17 protein-coding genes are annotated in these 19,736 nt (G+C 57.1%); all 17 read right to left on the bottom strand.

Annotated features, from left to right (window positions below):
* Positions 1-355: 355 nt before the first annotated feature.
* Complete coding sequence (locus tag ACTVIM_RS13430) at positions 356-961, bottom strand: DUF6230 family protein (protein ID WP_445612880.1); 606 nt, start codon at positions 959-961, stop codon at positions 356-358.
* Between the two features lie 354 nt (positions 962-1,315).
* Positions 1,316-2,224 carry a R2-like ligand-binding oxidase gene (locus tag ACTVIM_RS13435; RefSeq protein ID WP_033023469.1) on the bottom strand — a complete coding sequence of 303 codons (909 nt, stop codon included), beginning with the start codon at positions 2,222-2,224 and terminating at the stop codon, positions 1,316-1,318.
* A 273-nt stretch (positions 2,225-2,497) separates the two neighbouring features.
* Positions 2,498-3,985 carry an aldehyde dehydrogenase family protein gene (locus ACTVIM_RS13440; RefSeq protein ID WP_445612881.1) on the bottom strand — a complete coding sequence of 496 codons (1,488 nt, stop codon included), beginning with the start codon at positions 3,983-3,985 and terminating at the stop codon, positions 2,498-2,500.
* A gap of 57 nt (positions 3,986-4,042) precedes the next feature.
* Positions 4,043-4,471, bottom strand: coding sequence for a hypothetical protein (locus ACTVIM_RS13445; protein WP_033023467.1), 429 nt, complete (start codon positions 4,469-4,471; stop codon positions 4,043-4,045).
* Between the two features lie 376 nt (positions 4,472-4,847).
* Positions 4,848-5,954, bottom strand: a complete 1,107-nt coding sequence (locus ACTVIM_RS13450; protein ID WP_445612882.1) for a Zn-dependent alcohol dehydrogenase — start codon at positions 5,952-5,954, stop codon at positions 4,848-4,850.
* A gap of 23 nt (positions 5,955-5,977) precedes the next feature.
* On the bottom strand, positions 5,978-6,310 hold the full coding sequence (locus ACTVIM_RS13455) for a hypothetical protein (RefSeq protein ID WP_033844336.1): 333 nt from the start codon (positions 6,308-6,310) through the stop codon (positions 5,978-5,980).
* Between the two features lie 363 nt (positions 6,311-6,673).
* A complete protein-coding gene (locus ACTVIM_RS13460) occupies positions 6,674-8,419 on the bottom strand; it encodes an ABC1 kinase family protein (protein ID WP_445612883.1) in 1,746 nt (581 codons plus the stop codon).
* Between the two features lie 21 nt (positions 8,420-8,440).
* Positions 8,441-9,583, bottom strand: coding sequence for a thiolase family protein (locus ACTVIM_RS13465; RefSeq protein ID WP_033023463.1), 1,143 nt, complete (start codon positions 9,581-9,583; stop codon positions 8,441-8,443).
* 320 nt (positions 9,584-9,903) lie between these two features.
* Entirely contained in the window at positions 9,904-10,746 is an 843-nt protein-coding gene (locus ACTVIM_RS13470) for an SDR family NAD(P)-dependent oxidoreductase (RefSeq protein WP_033023461.1), read from the bottom strand.
* A gap of 15 nt (positions 10,747-10,761) precedes the next feature.
* The gene (locus ACTVIM_RS13475; RefSeq protein ID WP_445612884.1) at positions 10,762-11,553 is read right to left on the bottom strand and encodes an enoyl-CoA hydratase/isomerase family protein; all 792 of its coding nucleotides are present in this window, start codon (positions 11,551-11,553) and stop codon (positions 10,762-10,764) included.
* A 171-nt stretch (positions 11,554-11,724) separates the two neighbouring features.
* Positions 11,725-12,939 (bottom strand): acyl-CoA dehydrogenase family protein, encoded by a 1,215-nt coding sequence (locus ACTVIM_RS13480; RefSeq protein WP_445612885.1) that lies wholly within the window; start codon positions 12,937-12,939, stop codon positions 11,725-11,727.
* A complete protein-coding gene (locus ACTVIM_RS13485) occupies positions 12,936-14,060 on the bottom strand; it encodes an acyl-CoA dehydrogenase family protein (RefSeq protein WP_445612886.1) in 1,125 nt (374 codons plus the stop codon). Before ACTVIM_RS13485 ends, ACTVIM_RS13480 begins: the two co-directional genes overlap by 4 nt.
* A gap of 45 nt (positions 14,061-14,105) precedes the next feature.
* Entirely contained in the window at positions 14,106-15,650 is a 1,545-nt protein-coding gene (locus tag ACTVIM_RS13490; protein WP_445612887.1) for a long-chain-fatty-acid--CoA ligase, read from the bottom strand.
* A gap of 112 nt (positions 15,651-15,762) precedes the next feature.
* Positions 15,763-16,107, bottom strand: a complete 345-nt coding sequence (locus tag ACTVIM_RS13495; protein WP_445612888.1) for an SCP2 sterol-binding domain-containing protein — start codon at positions 16,105-16,107, stop codon at positions 15,763-15,765.
* A 135-nt stretch (positions 16,108-16,242) separates the two neighbouring features.
* On the bottom strand, positions 16,243-16,755 hold the full coding sequence (locus tag ACTVIM_RS13500) for a hypothetical protein (protein WP_445612889.1): 513 nt from the start codon (positions 16,753-16,755) through the stop codon (positions 16,243-16,245).
* Positions 16,756-16,980: 225 nt separating this feature from the next.
* Positions 16,981-18,180, bottom strand: a complete 1,200-nt coding sequence (locus ACTVIM_RS13505) for an acetate kinase (protein ID WP_445612890.1) — start codon at positions 18,178-18,180, stop codon at positions 16,981-16,983.
* Between the two features lie 479 nt (positions 18,181-18,659).
* Positions 18,660-19,649, bottom strand: coding sequence for a class I SAM-dependent methyltransferase (locus ACTVIM_RS13510; protein ID WP_445612891.1), 990 nt, complete (start codon positions 19,647-19,649; stop codon positions 18,660-18,662).
* Positions 19,650-19,736 lie beyond the last annotated feature (87 nt).

A 19,736-nucleotide genomic window follows, 5' to 3' on the forward strand; every position in this document is an offset into this window, starting at 1 on the left:
AGCTCTAAGGCATCGCCTTTCACACCCTTCCCATTTCTCGAGTGAAACAACCGGTTTTCACCAGTCTTCTACACGCGCCGCCGTTTGTTTCTTGACCAAGAACGATCGTTCTGTTTTACACCAACTGATCATCTATAAACGCGCCACCGTTCGTCGCTTGGCTCCCTCTTCCTCTCCCCTTTATTTGCCAAAAGCGATGAAGAGAAGAAAATTTTCCAGCATGAAAAAACCGGCGCACAGTCGTTAAGCATAAATGCGTGATCACACAGGAAACAAGATGACAACTCGAACTTCTTATTTATTTTGGGAGGAATAGGGGATGGACAACTCGCGTCCCAATGATGATCAGACCGAATTAAAAGTCGCCGATCCGGCTCCCATCTTTCATGTTAGCGATCACTTTCAGCTTCATGTTCGGGATGGTGATCGAACCTGCCGACATGTAATGCGTATTCAAGCTCGGTTTATCAAGCGTTAAGTTCGGCGCGCTTAAGTCGATGACGTTGAGCGGGTTGTCGGTTTTATGCTCTTGCGTCTCCAAACCGGCAAATGACGTGCTATCCGCTTGAATGCCAGTGACGCGCAGTTTCAAATTTTGTCCGCTTACATTGCCGCCGGTGACAACGACATCGATGCTTTTAATGCCGTAAGCGCCGAGAGCTGACTCGGTGTTAATGTTTTTCGCCAGCACCAAATTGGTGATATTCGCTGACGCCAAGTCAATGGCTGCTTGCCCCCAAGCCCCTCTTTGTTCCGTTTCACCGATGGAAGGATACAGTTTAAATCCGGTTCCTGTAATTTTATCGGCGCTGATCGTAAATCCCCCAACACCTGACAGCGGAAACGCGGCAAACGCCGTGCCTGACAAAAGCAACATAGCCACTAGAGCGATGACCGCGAGAAATCCCGCTCCGCCCGCAATCGCAAATCGTTTTGGATTGACCGCAAACAAGTTCCCCATTTTTCATGCCCCCCTCGTTTTCTCCCATGAAATGATCATTTTCCCCCTATTCCCCCCAAAATAAATACCTTGTTTCCTAACAAAACCAACTATGTTTGATCACAAAAGCCTTTCTCTCCCCCTGCTGTCGGTTCCCATTATTGAATGTGGCGTTCTCACGCCCGTTCCATTCCTTGCTCTCTTGTTGCTTTCTGGCTTCCTCCAAAAGGAAGCGGGCGAAAGCGATTTTTTCTTCTGCCAAGACGCGGGCGGGCGAAACCCGCCCGTCTGCTCGGAATTAAGCATATTCGCTCTCGATCTCGAATCGAAAAAAGCGCTTCTGATAAAGAGAAACCGCTCTTTTCCACGAGCCTTTTAAAATTCGGCCGCTGTTTTTTCTAGCTCCTCGACGCTGTCATACCGCTTCGTGCGGCTGATTTGTTTTTTGCGGATGTGAAACTGTTTGACCACATAGTTGGTTAGCATGTCATAGTCAATTTCCAGACTCCGTGCGCGGGCGAGGTGCTGCTGGCGTTTGCCAAGCTCGGTCAAATAGGCGACATATCCGGAGACGTGCGGCCATAATTCGTCCATATAGCGGATGAACAACTCATAATATCGTTCGTTTTCATTGACAAGCCGCTGGATCGTATAAATGCCGAACTGAATGTGCCGGCCTTCGTCCATGTTCAAATAATCGATGCCTTGGAGCAGCCCTGGGAACAGCCCGGCTTTTTTGTAAATTTGCCGGAACGTGTAATATCCCGATTCGGCCAGTGTTCCTTCGACAATCATGTTGTACACCGTGGCGGCGCGGATGATCGCTTCCGGCGAGTCGTCGCTATACAGGCGGTCCATCGCTTCCGGCAGCGCTTCGTAAAAGATGCGTTTGTAATGGTCGTTATGAAAGACGGACAAGTCCATCTGCCCGATGCCGACGGCTTGCTGCCAGCGGGAAAACATCTCGACATGCTTCGCTTCGTCGTGCATAAACGTCGTCAAAAACAGGACGTCCTCGAGCCGCCCTTGGCGCGCGAGGGCGTTTGTCATCGGCAAGATGTCGAGCGTCACCGCCTCTTCGCCGGCGGAAAACCCGGCGACAAGCGGCAAAGCCGATATTTTTTCTTCGCTCGTCAAGCTGGCAAAATCGGTTTGGTCTTGGCTGAAATCGATGTCGGCCGGATTCCATTTCCCGTTGCGCTTCGCTTTTTCATACAATTTGTACATCGGATGCTCCCAATCGATCGTGCCTTTCACCGTTTGAAACCCATCGTGGCGAGTCATCGCGTTTCTCCTCCTTTGAAGGTTGTTAATGTAAGGAAACAAGGCGCTCCCAACCGCGCTGTTCAAGCGAAAACATGTCGCGGCACCATCACGCGTTCTTTTCAGCTTCTCACAAACCGACCGGTTGTCACCGGTTTTTTCCGACGCTGGTGATGGCATCGCACCTCCCGTTTTCCGGCCTTGGTTTTCCCATCGAAACGCTTTGTCACATTTACACGCGTTTCCCCATCCATGGAAGGGAAACGGCTGTTTTTCGCCAGCCTTTTCCCTCTCTTAAAACAACGTCAGCGGCCGGTCGTTTACGTCGCAAATGACGGTTTTCGTCTCCAAATACGGTTCAAGCGCCTGCATCCCGAGCTCGCGGCCGAGGCCGCTCTGCTTATAGCCGCCAAACGGGGCGGTCGGCGACAGCACTTGATACGTGTTGATCCATACCGTTCCGCTTTTCACCCGGCGCGCCAAGCGGAGCGCCCGCTTGATATCGTTCGTCCAAACAGCGGCAGCGAGGCCGTAGATCGTATCGTTGGCAAGGCGAACCGCTTCTTCCTCATCGGCGAACGGAATCACGGCCGCCACCGGACCGAAAATTTCTTCACGGGCGATGCGCATCGACGGTTTGACATCGGCAAAAATCGTCGGCTCGATAAAGTAGCCGCCGAGCTCCGGCCGCGCGTTTCCTCCAGCGACCAGTTTCGCTCCCTCCTGCCGGCCAATGTCAATGTAGCGCAGCACTTTGTCGTACTGCTCGCGGCTGACGACCGGGCCAATGTCGGTGCGGGCGCTCATTCCGGGGCCCATTCGCAATGTGTTGGCCCGGTCGGCCAACAGCTGAACGAACGTTTCATACACCGACCGTTCGACTAAAATGCGGCTTCCCGCTTGGCATACTTGCCCGGAGTTGTAGAACACGCCAAACAGCGCGCTTTTGGCCGCCTGTTCAAGATCGGCATCGGCAAAGATGATGTTCGGCGACTTGCCGCCGAGCTCAAGCGTCACCCGCTTAATGTGGGGAGCGGCCGCCTGTAAGATGTGGCGCCCCGTTGCCGTCTCGCCGGTAAACGCGATTTTCGGCACGCGCGGATGGCGGACGAGCGCTTTGCCCGCTTCATCCCGCCCCGGCAGGACGTTGACAACGCCGTCCGGCACGCCGGCTTCTTGGCAAAGTTCGGCGAGTTTAAGCGCCGTCAGCGGCGTCTCCGGGGCCGGTTTTACCACCATCGTACAGCCCGCCGCCAGCGCCGGAGCGATTTTCCATGTCGGCATCAAAAGCGGGAAGTTCCATGGCGTAATCAGTCCCGCCACCCCGATCGGCTCCTTGACCGTCCACGCCATATAGTCAGGGGCGGTGCCGGCGACGGAAAACGGTAGCACCTCTCCTTGCGGCTTGACGACAAGCGAGGCGAAAAAGTCGAAACAGTCGGCGGCGAGCGGAATTTCGATAAACCGCGCCATGTTGATCGGCATGCCGTTTTCCCTTGTCATCAGCCAGGCCAGTTCATCGTGATGCTGGCGGATCAGTTCAGCGATGCGGCGCAAGATGCGTCCGCGCTCAAGCGGGGAAATGGCCAGCCAGCGCCGATCCGAAAACGCCTCTTCGGCGACGGTGACCGCCGCGTCGATATCGTCCTCGCCAGCGTCGGCGACGCGGGCCGTCACTTCGCCCGTCGCCGGGTCGATGACGTCAAACCGTTCGCCGCTGGCGGCCGGCCGCCATTCTCCATCAATCCATAAATCGGCTTCCGTCGTTTGCATCGAAATCATTGCCGTCTCCTCCTTTCCATCGCTTCATGTTCTCGATTGATCGGATTTTGAACCAAGCTATCGCAATAAATCGCTGCGGCCGATTTCTTGCAAATAGTCGCGGTACGCCGGATAGATGGCGTCAAGCTGCGGCAGCACTTTCAATGCGTTCACGAGCGGTCCTTGCACTTTGATTTGTTGGCGGGCAAGCGCCTGCTGCAAATCGAGCCGCCCGAGCCAAAATTTATGTCCGACATCGGCGCTCTGCTCAAAGATGAGCTCCGGCCGCAAGTCCGTCTCACCGCAGACGATTTTCAGTCTCCCGTTTTCATGCGTCCACGTAATTTTCGCTTCCGGTTTATGAAAAATATATTGGACATACGCGTCATAGCCGGGGGTTAACTCTGTCGAGGCGATCAATTCCTTCGACTCGTCCGTCTCGGCCACTTTTTCAAAAAAGCGGCCGAGAACGTCATACAGCTCCTGCTCACTTTGAAACACCGGCATCTCGTTTTCCCCTTTCCCAGTCGGTGATGATCGTCAAGACGATCGCCTTGTTCCTTCTAAATCGCGATGACCACCAAGACGATCCCTTGCTCTTTCTAAGCCACGGTCACCAGCAAGACGATTGCCTTGTTCCTTCTAAGCTGCGGTCACCGGCAAGATCCTCTCCTGTTCCTCCTAAGTTGGCGGTGATCGCCAAGACGATCTCTTTGTTCTTTCTAAGTCGGCGATATCGCCTCAAGACGTTCTCCCTATACCTTGCACATCGGTGATGGCGCCGAATGAGCGACCGCCTTCCGAAATCCGGCTTCCGGCCGCATTCCCAAGCTCAGCGGTCCAAGCTCGCCGTGAGAGGCATCGCCTCCTTGTTGGTGCGTGTTTATTCATCAAAGCGGATCAGGCCGCGGATGTTTTGTCCGCTCTTTAAGGCGGCGAAGCCGTCGTTGATTTGTTCGAGCGCATAGACGGCGCTGATGAGCGGTTCTAGCTTCAGCTTGCCCGCCGCGTACAAGTCGAGCAGCTTCGGATAGTCGACCGGGGGATTGCCTTGGCCGAGCCACACCCCTGTCAACGTCTTTGCCTGCGACGGCAAGGAGAAGGCGTTAATTTCCACCGTTTCATGCGGCGCGGCGATGCCGACGATGACCGTCATCCCCGCCTTTCTCGTCATGTTGTACGCGTCCGCCATCGTTTCCGGGCGGCCGATCGCTTCAAACGCGTAGTCGACGCCGAGGCCGTCCGTCAAGTCGAGAACCGCGCTGACGGCATCTTCGTCGCCGGCGTTGACCGTATGCGTCGCCCCGAACGTTTTCGTCATCGTCAATTTTTCCTCGACAATGTCGATGGCGATAATTTGTTTGGCCCCGGCGAGCGCCGCTCCTTGGATGATGTTGAAGCCGACGCCGCCGGCGCCGATGACGGCCACCGTGCTGCCGGGGCGCACCCGCGCGGCATGGATGACCGCCCCCACCCCGGTCATGACGCTGCAGCTGATCAAGGCCGCCAATTCAAACGGCACATCGCGGCGAATCGGAATCGCCGCCTGTTCCGGCACGATCGTGCGCTCGCTGAACGCCCCGGCGGTGAGAAATTGATAGACTGGCTTTCCGCCAAGGGAAAAACGCGTCGTCCCGTCCGGCAGCATGCCGGTCGCCGTCAGCCGGGCCGCCGCTTCGCATAAGTCGGGCCGGCCAAGGCGGCAATAAGGACAGCGGCCGCACGATGGCACCCAATTGAGCACAACGTGGTCGCCGGCTTGAACGCCCGTCACTCCCTCGCCCACCTCCTCAACGATGCCTGCCCCTTCATGGCCGAGCACCAGCGGCAAAGGAAGCGGCAGCTGGCCTTGCACGACATGCCAATCGCTATGGCAGAGGCCGGCCGCTTTCATTTTCACTTTTACTTCCCCAAACCGGGGGGCGGCTAAATCCAGCTCCTCGATCGCCAGCGGCTCCCCGTAATGGTGCAACACCGCCGCTTTCACCATCGTTGTTCTCCCCTTTCACCGCCTTATCGCTCCCGCCTGTCAGCGAAATCCGCGTTTGCTTCACGGGCGCCGCCTTGACCTCGCAGCGCCTCCAAGTAGGTGTTCCATTCCTCTTGCAAGGCGGTTTTTAGCTTGAACAGGCCAAGAACGAGCGAGCGGGTGGAATGGTCGTGCAAAAACACTTCGCGAAACGCGTCCGCGAATTCTTCCCGTTTTCCGGGGATGCCATGGTCTTTTCCATACAGCAAATGCCTCTCCAACAGGCGCCGAATTACCGGGCTTCCCGGTCCGCCACTTTGGCGGTAAAACGCTTCGATACGCTGGGACATCGTCCATTCCTGATGCTCGTCGCGCACATCGTTCCCTCCTTTAGCGACAATGTGGCACGATGCGCTCGTGCCCGGGACTAGCACTCTTCGTTGCGGATCGATTCGATCGCGGCCATTATCGGACGGCGTTCCTGCCCAGCGAACATGGCTAGCACTCTTCGTTGCGAGTCGATCCGATCGCAGCCATTATCGGATGGCGTTCCTATCCAGCGAACATGGCTAGCACTCTTCATCGCGGATCGATCCGATCGCGGCCATTATCGGATGGCGTTCCTATCCAGCGAACATGGCTAGCACTCTTCATCGCGGATCGATTCGATTGCCGTAGCGGAAGCTTTCCCTTTCAGAACCGCGCCGACCGCCTGATGCCGATTTTTTCAACAAGCTAGGTTAAAACCGCGGCCGTTGCTTGCGCGTGCGGAACAGCCGCCAACCAAGAAACACCACCAAGAGGAATGAAACAGCCAATCCGATGTTGGCGATCGTCGTTTTGTCCATCCCCCAAAACGTTCCGCCCGGGATGCTGGCGACAATCAATCCGGTGGCGACGATAATGGCAAACGCGAGGAGGGAAAGCGCCAGCCGGTTGGCAATTTGGTTGAGCGTATTGCGCGTCACCGGGTCGGTTTGCAGCTGCACGGTCAGGCGCCATTTATTTTCCGCCACCGTCTCGAGCACTTTGTTGAACCGGCGCGGCAAGGTGGCGACCAATTCGGCCGTTTCAGCGACGAAGCTGGCGTTGGCGCGGAAATTAAAACGCTTTCCGAGAATGCTTTTTAAAATCGGGATTTCATACGCCTCGATGACTTCGCCGTACGAGATTTCCGGACAAATCCAGCGCGCCGTCCCTTCGGTCGCGGAAAACCCTTTCGCCCAAAGCGCCAAGCCGTTTGGAACTTTGCAATAATTGCGAAGCCCGATCGCCGTCGCTTCAAGGACGAGGCGGCCGTAATTGTAGCGGCTGCTTCCCTGGTGGGCGGACACATAGTTTAACGTCAGCGTCCGCAGTTCATCTTTCAATTTGACGACATCGGTGTAGATGGTCGGCGACATGAGCTCCATAAACACTTCGGCGGCGTCTTCTGCTTGGTTGAGCTGGATGTGCAAAATGACGCGCATCAAAATTTGCGCCATCACGCTGTCCATCCGTCCGGTCATTCCCCAGTCGATGATGACCGCTTTTTTCGTCCGCTTGTCGATCATGATGTTGGAACCGTGGGCGTCGGCATGATAATGGCCATCGAGCATCGTCTGCACATAATGGTGAACGAGGTCGATCATGATGTTGACCCGCTCTTCAAAGGTGAGAAAATCAACGGGGAAATCTTTTATGAGCCAGCCGTCGATGTATTCCATGATTAAGACGCTTTTCGTCGCTTCGTACACGTGCGGAACCGTGACATGTTCGGCCCTCCTTTCGTATTTTTGCTTCATCTCTTGCATTTTTCGCGCTTCTTCCGTCATATCCAGCTCATCCATGGCGCTGCTGTAGTAATCTTGCACGAGCCCCCCAAGATCGAGGGCGGCCTGCAGTTCAGGGGGCAGCCGCTTCTGCAGGCGGGCGGCCATTTTTTTGATAACAGCGATGTCGGTTTGAAACAGCTTTTCGACCGTCGGGCGCACGACTTTGACCGCGACGACCGGCCCGTCTTTCAGCTTGGCTTTGTATACTTGGGCAAGCGACGCCGAACCGAGCGGCGTTTCTTCGATCCATTCAAACGTCTCAAGACCGTCCGGAAGCTCACGTTCGAGAATGTACTCGATTTTCGCAAACTCGATCGGCGGCACTCGGTCAAGCAATCGTTCGAGCTCGAGCGTGATCGGCTCCGGCAGCAAATCTTGCCTGGTGACGAGCACCTGCCCAAGCTTGATGAACGTTGGGCCGAGCTCCTCAAACGCTAGGCGGAGCCGGCGGCCGATTTGGCGCAACGAAGTACTATCTCCTTCTTTCCCTCGCAGTTTATGGGCGATGATGTCGCTAAACACTACGCCAAGTCCGTTTTTGACAAACGTTGTCATGATTTTTCGCCGTCGCCTTCCCGCCGTGATGGCGGCCAGCTCGGCTTCAATGGCGGCGCTGACCGCCGTAAAATCGCGCTTTTGTTTCGGTTTGGCTGTTTCGATCGATGCGTGCAAACCGCTCCCCTCCTCTCCGCTTTACAAGCGTTCAATCATGGTGGCGGTCGCCATGCCAAAGCCGATGCACATCACTTGCAAACCGTAAGTCCCGTTCATGTCTTCGAGTTCATGCAACAACGTCGTCAGCAGCCGCGCCCCGCTCGCGCCAAGCGGGTGTCCGAGGGCGATCGCTCCGCCGCGCGGATTCACTTTCGCCATATCCGGCTCAAGCTCCCGCTCCCATGCTTTGACGACCGAAGCGAACGCTTCATTGATTTCGATGACATCGATTTGGTCCAGGCGCAGCCCCGCTTTTTCGAGCACGCGGCGCGTGGCCGGGATGACGCCGGTAAGCATCAGAATCGGGTCTTCGCCGACGACCGCGCGGGCGATGATGCGGGCTCTCGGCCGCAACCCGAGCTGCCGGGCTTTTTCCGCCGACATGAGCAGCACGCCGGCCGCTCCGTCGCTCACTTGGCTTGAGTTGCCGGCCGTGATGACACCGCCTTTGGGCTGAAATGATGGCGTTAACGCTGCCAACTTTTCCCTCGATGTATCGCGGCGGATTCCTTCATCATGGGCAACTGTCATCGTTCCGTTTTCGCCCTGCACTTCAAGTGGGATGATTTCCCGCGCAAACATTCCACCATCGGTGGCTGCCGCCGCTTTTTGATGGCTGGTGAGCGCAAACGCGTCCAACTCGTCGCGCGACAACCCCCATTTTTTCGCGATCATCTCGGCGGAAATCCCTTGCGGCACGATGTTGTACCGACTTGTCAGCTGGCGGCTGAATCGCCCCATATCGCTTCCCATCGGAACGCGGGTCATGCTTTCTACGCCGGCAGCGATGACGATGTCCATGTCGCCGGCCAAAATCGCTTGCGCCGCGTTATGGATGGCCTGCTGACTCGAGCCGCACATCCGGTTTAACGAAAACGCCGGCACTTCGACCGGAAAGCCGGCAGCGAGCGCGGCTTGACGGGCGATGTTGCCGCCTTGCTCCCCGGTCATCGTCACGCAGCCGACAACGATATCTTCCACCAAGCCGGCGTCCAATCCGTTTCGTTCGACAAGCGCCCGCAGCACCGGAACAAGCAAGTCAACCGGATGGACGTTGGCGAACGCTCCTTTTTTCTTGCCGATCGCCGTGCGCACGGCATCGACAATGACCACTTCCCTCATGCCGCTCCTCCTGTTCTGTCTGAAAATCGGTCTGCTCGAAATCGTTTAGCGATTTGGCGAGTGCCTCTCACGCTCGGATCATCATCGATCCGCTCTCCCCTTAGCGAGCTGCTGTGGGCCGCCGAAGCCGCGCCGCTTCCGATCCGAGCCCACCTTCACTTGCTGGCCTTAGCCAACAACATTTCCCCCGCGGTGCCCGCTTCGGGTGTAGGCTCACAGTCCGATAGCCGGTTGGCCAAACGTTTCTGACGCGGTGAGAATGCGAGGCTGCGCCACAGCCCAAAGGTCAGCTGGCGCTCGGCCACCACCGCGCTTTTGGCTCAAAACGTAAACAGTTCTATGCCTCCCGATACGTTCAACCCGATGCCGGTAATATATTTCGCCTTATCGGAGCAAAGAAAGACGATGGCGTTGGCGACGTCTTCGGGCTCACCCGGGCGGCGGAACGCCGTGCGCTGGATCATCCGTTCGTTCATTTTCGGGTTGCCCATGCGGAACGCTTCCGTATTGATAATGCCCGGCACGATGGCGTTCACCGTAATGCCGTAGCGCGCTCCTTCCAGCGCCATGCTTTTCGTAAAGCTCAACACCGCTCCTTTCGTCGCCGAGTAGCTCGCCTGCCCGAAGCCACCGAGCGTGCCGGCGACGGACGACATGTTGATGATCCGCCCCCATCCTTGCTCTTTCATGTACGGCCACACGGCTTTCGTGCAGTTGTACGTGCCGGTCAAATTCACCCGCAAATCGCGCTCCCACAACGCATCGTTTTGCTTTTCGATTTGTGAAACGTGGTCAAGCGTGCCGGCGTTATTGACCAAAATGTCGATCGATCCGAACTCCTCTTTGACGCGGGCGAACACGTCCTTCACTTGCTCGCGGTCGGTGACGTCCATTTTGATCGCCATTGCCCGCCGCCCCATGGCGCGAATTTCTTCCGCTGTTTTTTCCGCGTACACGACGTTCGTGCTTTGCATCACTTGGGAGAGCGGTCCGTATTTTTGCGCTGTTTGCCTGCTTTCCTCATCCGATTCAAGCAAAATATCGGTGATGACGACATCAGCCCCCGCTTCCGCCAGCGCGAGCGCGTCCGCACGCCCGAGGCCGCGCGAAGCACCGGTGACGACCGCCACCTTTCCTTTCAACAATTCCGCCCACGATGACATCGCTGATCCCTCCGTTTATCGTAAAAATTGCGGTTGTTTCTTTTGGAAAAACGCCGCTAGCCCGATGGCCGGCTCCCCTGTTTGAAACGTGGCCGCAAAGGACGCCGCTTCAACAGCGAACCCATCCTCAGCGCACTCCTCGGCGGCATCGATCGCCCGCTTGGCTAGCCCCATCGCCCGCACCGCGCCTTCGGACAACTGTTCGGCAAACGATGCTACGTCTTCGTTCAGCCGTTCCGGAGCGGTCACGCGGTGAACGAGGCCGAGCGCGAGCGCTTCTTGCGGATCGAGCCGGCGGGCGAGAAAAATAAGCTCCGTCGCTTTCGCCCGTCCGACAAGGCGCGTCAGCCGCTGCGTCCCGCCTGCTCCTGGAATCAAGCCGAGGGAAACTTCCGTTAAGCCGATTTTGCCTCCGCCCATGATGCGGAAGTCGCAAGCGAGCGCCAATTCGCAGCCACCGCCGAGCGCATAGCCGTTGATGGCCGCGATCACCGGTTTCGGCATTTTGGCGAAGCGGTCGAAGCAGCGCTGCATGCGGGCGCTCTGTTCGGCGATGCCGGCCTTATTGCCGGCCAACTGGCTTCCCCGCCGAATCATGTCCTTTAAGTCGGCGCCGGCGAGAAACGTTTTCGGATGGGCCGACGCAATGACGATCACGCGCACCTTGCTGTCGGCTTCCAGCTCATCGGCCGCTTGTTCCAATTCGTTCATCAACGTTTCACTAATGGCGTTGGCCGGCGGATGGTCGATGATCAGCCAAGCGACTCCTTTGTCCCGCCGTTCGATGCGAATCGTTTCGTAAGGCAAGTCACACTCTCTCCTTTCGTTCGCTGCGATGCCCCCGCCAACGGCGCTGGCCGCTCCGATGACGACCGAATCGACCGGGAACCGATGCCGATCGGGCGGGGATATCCTTGGCGACTGCGAGTCAGAGCGCCCAAGCTCGTTCCGCCCGAAACGAGTTGGGCATAGGAGACGTTATACATGGACGCCGTATGGCGCATACAACCGTCGGGCGGTGACAAGGCGCTGAATTTGCTGTGTGCCTTCAAAAATATCAAACACTTTCACGTCGCGATACAGTTTCTCCACCAAATGCCCATCAAGACCGACCGGGCCGAGCAGCTCAAGGCACATCGCGCATACGCGCAGCGCCATTTTGCCAGCCACCGCTTTGCAAATCGCCGCTTCCATCGCGTTCGCTTCGCCGATGTCCGCTTTCCACGCCGCTTCCCACGTGAGCAGCCGCGCCGCATCGATCTCTTGTTCCGCCTCGGCGAGCAGCTCAGCCGCTTCATAGTACAGCCGCCCTTGCTTCGGATAATCGCGGCGAACGATCTCGAGCGTATATTCGTAAGCCGCACGGGCGATGCCGACCGCCATGGCGGCAACGATCGGTCTCGTGCTATCGAACGTTTTCATCGCCACTTGAAATCCGGATGGTTGATGGGCCGCGGCGCTGTACAACTCCTCTCCACCGAGCAAGTTTTCCGCCGGGACGAAGCAGTCTTCAAACACGAGCTCCGCTGTCTCGTTGGCGCGCAGCCCCATCTTATGAACGGTGCGGGTGGCTGTAAATCCCGGCGTCCCTTTTTCGACGACAAACGCCCGGTGTCCGGCGCGGCCGAGCTTCGGATCGACCGTGGCGAACACGACGACCCATGAAGCGCGAGCACCGTTGGTAATGAAAATTTTTTGCCCGTTCAACACATAGCCGCCGTCAACTTTTCTCGCTGTCGTCCGAATGCCGGACGCATCCGAACCGGCCTCCGGTTCGGTCAGCGCGTACGCCCCCCAGCGCGGTTCGTCTTTCGTAAATATCGATAAAAAGCGCTGCTTCTGTTCCGGAGTGCCGCTTGACTGGATCGGCGGCCCGCCAAGGCCGGGACCGGGAAGGGATAAGGCAATGGCCGGGCAGCCCCACGCGAGCTCCTCGGCGGCAATCACCGCCACGCGGTTGCCTTCGCGTTCTTTTTTGTCCGGTTTCTGCCCCGCCGCTGGCGCCGACCGTCCGCCGCCGAATGACGATGTGTTCAGCTGGATGCCCATTTTGTTCACTTTTTGCAGCCACTCCTCCGGGACCCGTCCGAGCCGGTCGGCCTCGAGGGCAAGCGGGCGCACTTCGTGTTGGGCGAACCAATGAACGAGCTCTTTGATTTGTTTTTGCTGCGGTGACAACGCAAATGAAATCACGGTGCAACCCTCTCTTTCTGTTCGTCCAGCAGCTGTTCGCCGCGGCGGATGAACCAGTCCGTTTCCCGGGCATACAGCAGCACTTGCGCTTGGGCGTCGCGCATCCATTTTTCGGCCGGATATTCTTGCACATAGCCGTGCCCGCCCAGCATTTGCACGGCTTGATCGGTGACGTAGCGCACCGACCGATGGGCGCGGGCGAGCGCCCGCCAAGCGAAGCCTTCCGCCGCCCTTCCTTGCTCGTCAACGCGGCAAGCGGCGGCCCAAGCGATGTTCCGGGCCCCGCGGCATTCAAACGCCATTTCCGCAACCGTAAACGATACGCCTTGGAATTTGGCGATTTCCTGTCCGAACGCCTTGCGGCCAGCCGTGTATTCGATAGTGTAATCGAGCGCCGCTTCCATCAACCCGACTTCCTTCGCCGCTTCAAGCACGCACTGGCGGGCGCGGGCGTGCCCAAGCAAGGCCGACGCCTCCTCTCCGCGGGCAAGCACGCGGTCGTTGCCCGCGAACACATCGGAAAAGCGAATGCGCCCAAGCCCCGCGGCCAGCAGCCCGAGGCGGAAATCGCCTTCGATTGTCTCCCATGTGCGCTCATCGAAAACGACAATGACCGGTTCCCCCTCGTTATCCTTGCCGGCTGCAACCACCCAATCGGCAAAAGCGGCGCGCCGGACTGGCGCGGATGTCCCGTTGAGCCGATAACCGTCGCGGCTGCGGCGGACCTCGATCGTTTCTTCACCGTCGATGAAGGCCACCGTCGGCCATATTCCCGTTTGACCCGCGTCCCGATACGGTCGCCAAACGGGATGCTCAGGCGTCTGACGCATGAGCGAGGCGGCTTCCCCGGGTCCGGGAAGCCCTTGAACAATCCCTAAATCCCCATAGCTGAGCACTTGCCAAATTTGCGCTTGGGATATGAGCGGAAGTTCCAGCCCACCCCAGCTTTCGGGAAGTTCAAGCCCTAAAAATCCCAACTCGTGAAGGCGTTTGGCGATGGATGCGCTTACAGAACGGCGCTGTTCACAGTCGCGGGCGCTCGGCCGCATCTCTTCAACGGCGATCGTTTTCGCCACTTCGCAAAACGCCCGCTCCTCTTCGGTCGGCCGAAATGAGATCATCGTTTCTCCCTCCTTTTATGCCAATCACAACGGGGCGCGTTCCGCTTATTCATTCCCGTCCACAGCGGCGGGAACGAACTCGTTCGCCCACTCGCGCAACGTTTTCTTGTCCGTTTTCCCGAGCAAATTTTTTGGCAAATAACCGACGATCTTCAAAAAGCGCGGGCTTTTGTATTTCGCCACTTTCTCTTGGCAAAAGCGAATGAGTTCCTCTTCCGTCACGCTCGCCCCGCGGCGGATGACGACGTAAGCGGCGACTTCTTCTCCCATCCTCGGCGACGGAACGCCGACAACGCCCGCTTCCAGCACATCAGGATGCGACATGAGCAGCTCTTCAAGATCGCGCGGATAAATGTTGAATCCGCCGCGGATGATGACATCTTTTTTCCGGTCGACGATAAACACGTACCCGTCTTCATCGATGCGCGCCATGTCCCCGGTATACAGCCAACCGTCGCGCAGCGCTCGACGCGTTTCTTCGTCTTTTCCATAGTAGCCGCAAAACACGTTCGGCCCAGAAACAATCAGCTCCCCCACCTCATTGGGCGGCAGAGGATTTCCTTGTTCATCGACAACGGCGACCTTCACCCCCGGCAGCGGCAGCCCGACCGATCCGGGCTTGATCGGTTTCGTCGGATCGGTTGCTGTAACGATGGGCGCCGCTTCTGACAGGCCGTAGCCTTCCAAAATCAAGCAGCCAAACTGGCGCTGAAACCGTTCGGCAAGCGCCGGCGGCAGCGAGGCGGAGCCGGACACGCAGGCCACTAGGCTGGAGGTGTCATACCGATCGGCCTCAGGAACATGACATAAGGCGTGAAACATGGCCGGCACCATCGCGGTGTGCGTGACCCGGTACATTTCGATGGCTGCAAGCACTTTTTTCGGCTCGAAATACGGCAGAAGAACGACACGGTCACCAAGCAGCAGCGCCACATTCATCATCGTAAAACCGAACGCATGAGAAATCGGCAACACCCCGAGGCCGACACGATCGCTCTTCATTTGCAGCAGCTTGGCCATTTCGGCCGCCGCTTCGGCATTGGCGTACAAGTTGCGGTGCGTCAGCACGACCCCCTTCGGCTGGCCGGTTGTTCCTGATGTATAAAGCAAGGCGGCCGCGTCGTTGTCCGTGATTTCCACCTCCGGCAGAGTGGCCGGGGCCTGCTTGATCCTCTCCCACAGCGAGTGAGGCGAGTTAGAAGGCTCGAGCGTCAACACGGACGGTGAGCGCAGCAAATCGCGCGCCGCTTCTCTCACTTTCCCGAGCAACATTTCCGCTGTCAGCACGACTTTCGGTTCGCAATCTTGAAAAATGTAATGGAGTTCCTGCGCCTGCAATAGCGGCAACACCGGCACAACGACTGCACCGGCCTTCACGACACCGCTGAAGGCGATCACGACTTCCGGGCTGTTCGGCATCGTCACGACAACGCGGTCGCCCGGCCTGACCCCTAGCTCGATCAACGTGTGAGCCAATTGGGACGAACGGGCGTCGCACTCGACGTTCGTGTACTCTTTTCCTTCAAATATCAACGCCGCGTAAGGACCGAACTGCTCGATGTTTTTTGTCCAAATCGTGCGCAAATCCATGCCCTCGTCTCCTTTTAGCCAAAATGGGCGGGCTGATGGAAAAGGGCAAGCCCGCCGTCTTTGTTTGCCTGTTGCTCCATGCTGTCACCGCTCTCGGAACATCCCGCTTTGCTCATTGGTTGGCGCTGTTGTAGGCAGCCAACACTTCCTGCAGCCGCAGCGCCAACCCCATATCCCCATCGATGAGAAGCCGCCCGCTCATGAACGCTTCCGTTCCGTTGAGCTCGCCGTCGACCATTTTTTTGAAATCGTCGCTATCCATGCTGAGCGTGCAATCGGGCGTCTCCTGTTCTCCTTCAACGACAAATCCGGCATCCGGGCGCAGGACGACTTGATACACCCCCGGATCGGCTCCGCTCAAATTGAATTGGTACACGGCGACAATCCCATCAGCGCGGGACGGGTCTTCCTTCAACTGCGAGTCGATCAGCTGAAAAATGTCTTTTACGGCTGTCATCTTCATATCCTCCCTAAAATTTTGAACTATCTGAAATTTATTTCCGCACTTTTACTATATCGCCTTTCCCACCGCCGTCCTATCCCGAACTTTGTCGGGACTTTCCCTTCTCGCCCTTGGCGTTTCCCGATGTTTTTACGTCTGCAGCGCCCGCAGAAGCGCTGGCTCATCGATGAGCTCCAAGTAGCGCCGGTAAAGCGGAAACGCTGGCGCGATGCGCGGCAGCAGCTGGAGCGCCTTCGCTTTCGATCCTTTGGCTCTCATTTTTCCCGTTATGAGAGCTAACGGGACGCTAATATTGCCACCCCAAAATTGATGGGCGACGTCCCCGGTTGTTACAATGGCGACGTCAGGCTGATCGAGCCCCCGTCCGAACAGCACTTCGTAATGTTCGCCGGGCGTTGGCCACCTCGCATCGATGCTGATGACCGCTTCCGGATCGGTCAAGTAAAAGACGAACGCGGCGCGGGAACGGCGGATTTGCTCGCCGATCCGGTTGATTTGCTCCAATTCGTTCCCTTGTTCATAATAGGCGGGATGATGGCCCCACCACCGCCGCAGCTCTTCGATCGTCCGCGGCCGCGATGGAATTTGCATGAACTCGCCGATCACCCGATACAAATGAGCATGATCACGAAACAAGGCCATATCTGTTCACCCCCTTTACACCGGGTATGCACCCTCATTTTGGCGCGAAATAACAACGCGGGCAATTCCGACGATTGCCGGGGGCCGAGAGTGAGACGCGAACGAAGAGGCGCCAAAACGCCATAAAAAACGGCCGCCCCGTCTGTTCGGGACAGCCGTTTTCGTTGACATGGCGGCGACCGTTTTTTCTCGTCAAAATGCCATCCGGTGATTTTCGGCAGCCTTTTAATGAATGGACAAATTCGCCAACCGCATCACATCGCGGGCGATCATCACCTCTTCGTTCGTCGGGATGACGAGCACTTTGACCGGCGAGTGCGGATAGCTGATGAACGCTTCCTTGCCGCGCACTTTGTTTAGGATCGGATCCCAGTACACTCCCATGAACTCGAGGCCGCGCAAGACTTTCGCCCGCACGACGTCGCTGTTTTCGCCGATGCCGGCGGTGAAGATGATGGCATCGACCCCGCACATGCGGGCCGCATACGAGCCGATGTATTTATGAATCCGGTTCGCGAACACTTCAAGCGCGAGTTCCGCGCGCTCATTGCCTTCGGCGGCCGCTTTTTCCAAGTCGCGCAAATCGCTCGAGATGCCGGATATACCGAGCATGCCGCTCTTTTTGTTCAGCACGTCAATCACTTCATCGGCGGTCATTCCCGTTTTTTCCATAATGTACGGGATGAGCGCCGGGTCGATGTTGCCGGAGCGCGTCCCCATCGCCACGCCGGCTAACGGGGTGAAGCCCATGGACGTGTCGATCGACTTGCCTCCCTCCACCGCCGCGATGCTCGCTCCGTTGCCTAAATGGCACGAGATGAGGCGCAGCTGTTCGATCGGTCGGCCGAGAAGCTCCGCCGCCCGCTGGGTGACGTATTTGTGCGACGTACCGTGGAAGCCGTATTTGCGAATGCCATATTTCGTGTAATACTCGTACGGCAAGCTGTATAAAAACGATTGTTCCGGCATCGTTTGGTGAAACGCCGTATCAAACACCGCCACCGCCGGCACGTCCGGCAGCACTTCCTGAAACGCCCGAATGCCGACGAGGTTGGCCGGATTATGAAGGGGAGCGAGCTCGGACACCTCTTCGATTTGCTGGATCACTTCATCGGTAATCAGCACCGAATCGCTGAACTTTTCGCCGCCGTGGACGACGCGGTGCCCGATGCCATCGATCTCGGCAAACGAACGGATGATGCCGTAGCGAATGAGTTTATCCAGCAGCATTTTCACCGCCGCGGCATGATCCGGGATCGCCGTCACTTCTTGATGCTTTTCGCCGTTTACGACGATGGTAAAAATCGCGTCGTCAAAACCGATCCGTTCGACCACCCCTTTGGTCAGCACCGTTTCCGCCGGCATCTCAAACAGCTGAAACTTCAACGAGGAACTTCCTGCATTAATGGCTAGCACTTTCGCCATAGACGTATCCCGCTCCTTTTTGACAAAAATCCGCTCGCGCTTGCCATTAGTGTGCGCGATGCGCGTCCGTTTCACTATGCCTTTTTCATTGTATGCACCCCGTTTCCCCGTTTCAAGCGCGGCTTTGGTTCGCAACCGGTTGCAAGAAAAAGTTTTTATGTTGCGAAAAATGAAAACGATGCTGATTGCAAAGGGAGGGGCAAGAGCAGCCTTGATCATCGAGAAGCCACTCCTCTAGAAGGCTGGTGAAAAACGGTTGTTTCTTTTGAGCAATGGGGGGATCGTTTGAAAGGTGATCCTGATGCGATGAGGCTTTTCTATTTGAAAAACAGGCTTGATAAGCGGCTTGCCCGCTTAAATCACCGGTCTCCTAGGCGTGAGCGCAAGAGGGAGGAAGAGGCAACTTCCCGTTTGGTGGAGAGGCTTGGCGGGCCGGTGATCAAAAAAGGTGTCCCACCACCATTGGGGACACCCTCTTGTCACTGTCCTTTTTCCGCAGTGATCCAAGCGTCGATTTTGGCCATCATCGCCTGCATCGCCGATTTGTTGGAAAATATAGGCAAATCAACAAGCAGCACGTGTTTGGGCTTTTTGACGTTCGGCCCTTTCTTTTGCAAAATCAACACGCTTTTGGCCGCCTGATCGTTTTTAAACATCGACAGCGGCAGCTGCAGGACGCCTTGGACGATGGCCGCCTCTTTTAAAAATTCGTTCAGCTGCCCCGCCTGCGGGCTTGAGAACAACGTATTCGGGATGAGGAAAAACAAGTAGCCCCCCTCTTTCGTATAGCGCAAGCTTTGCTCGATGAACAAATGGTGGGCGTACGACTTTCCTTCGGTTGCTTTTAAGGCGAAGCGGGCGGCATTGTCGTCATCCGGGTAATAGCCGACCGGCAGATCGCAGACGACAACATCGACCGGCTCGACAAACAGCGGCCTGAGACTGTCTTGGTTAAACAGTTGCACCGCATGCTTTTGCAAGTTCGCGTTGACATAGGCCAATTTGATGAGCAGGTCGTCGACATCGCTGCCGTAGCTGGCCGCCTGTTTGCCCCGCAGGCCGTTTAACACCGCCGTTAATAAATTCGCCGTGCCGACGGCCGGGTCGAGAATCGTCACCGCCAAATGCGAGCGCGTAAACTCGCGGACTAAATAGGCCAAAAACAAGCTGACCGCATCCGGGGTCATTTGATGATGCGGCTGGACATGCGTTCGCATCCCTTTTAGCACCGCGAGCTGGAACGCTTTGCGGATGTCTTCGTTTTGAAACCGTTCCAGCAGCAGTTCGCGATACTGCTTTTTCAACCGTTTCGCGTTCAGCTCGCTCACTTCGTCTTGCAACACGTCGCCATGAAACAAATTTTCCCCCGTCTCGGCAACAGCTTCCAAATACGTGCATTGCAATTCTTCTTGCAAAATCCGGGCCGTCTCGTCAACGACCGTGAACAACCGTTCAACTGGCGTCATCATCTATCCGTCCCCACCTTTCTACCAACGTCCCTTCTGTATATTGTACGCCCGTCCGCCTCACACCGCAAGAAAGGGGCCGATCGAAAA

The sequence above is a fragment of the Geobacillus sp. YF-1 genome (assembly GCF_052692335.1).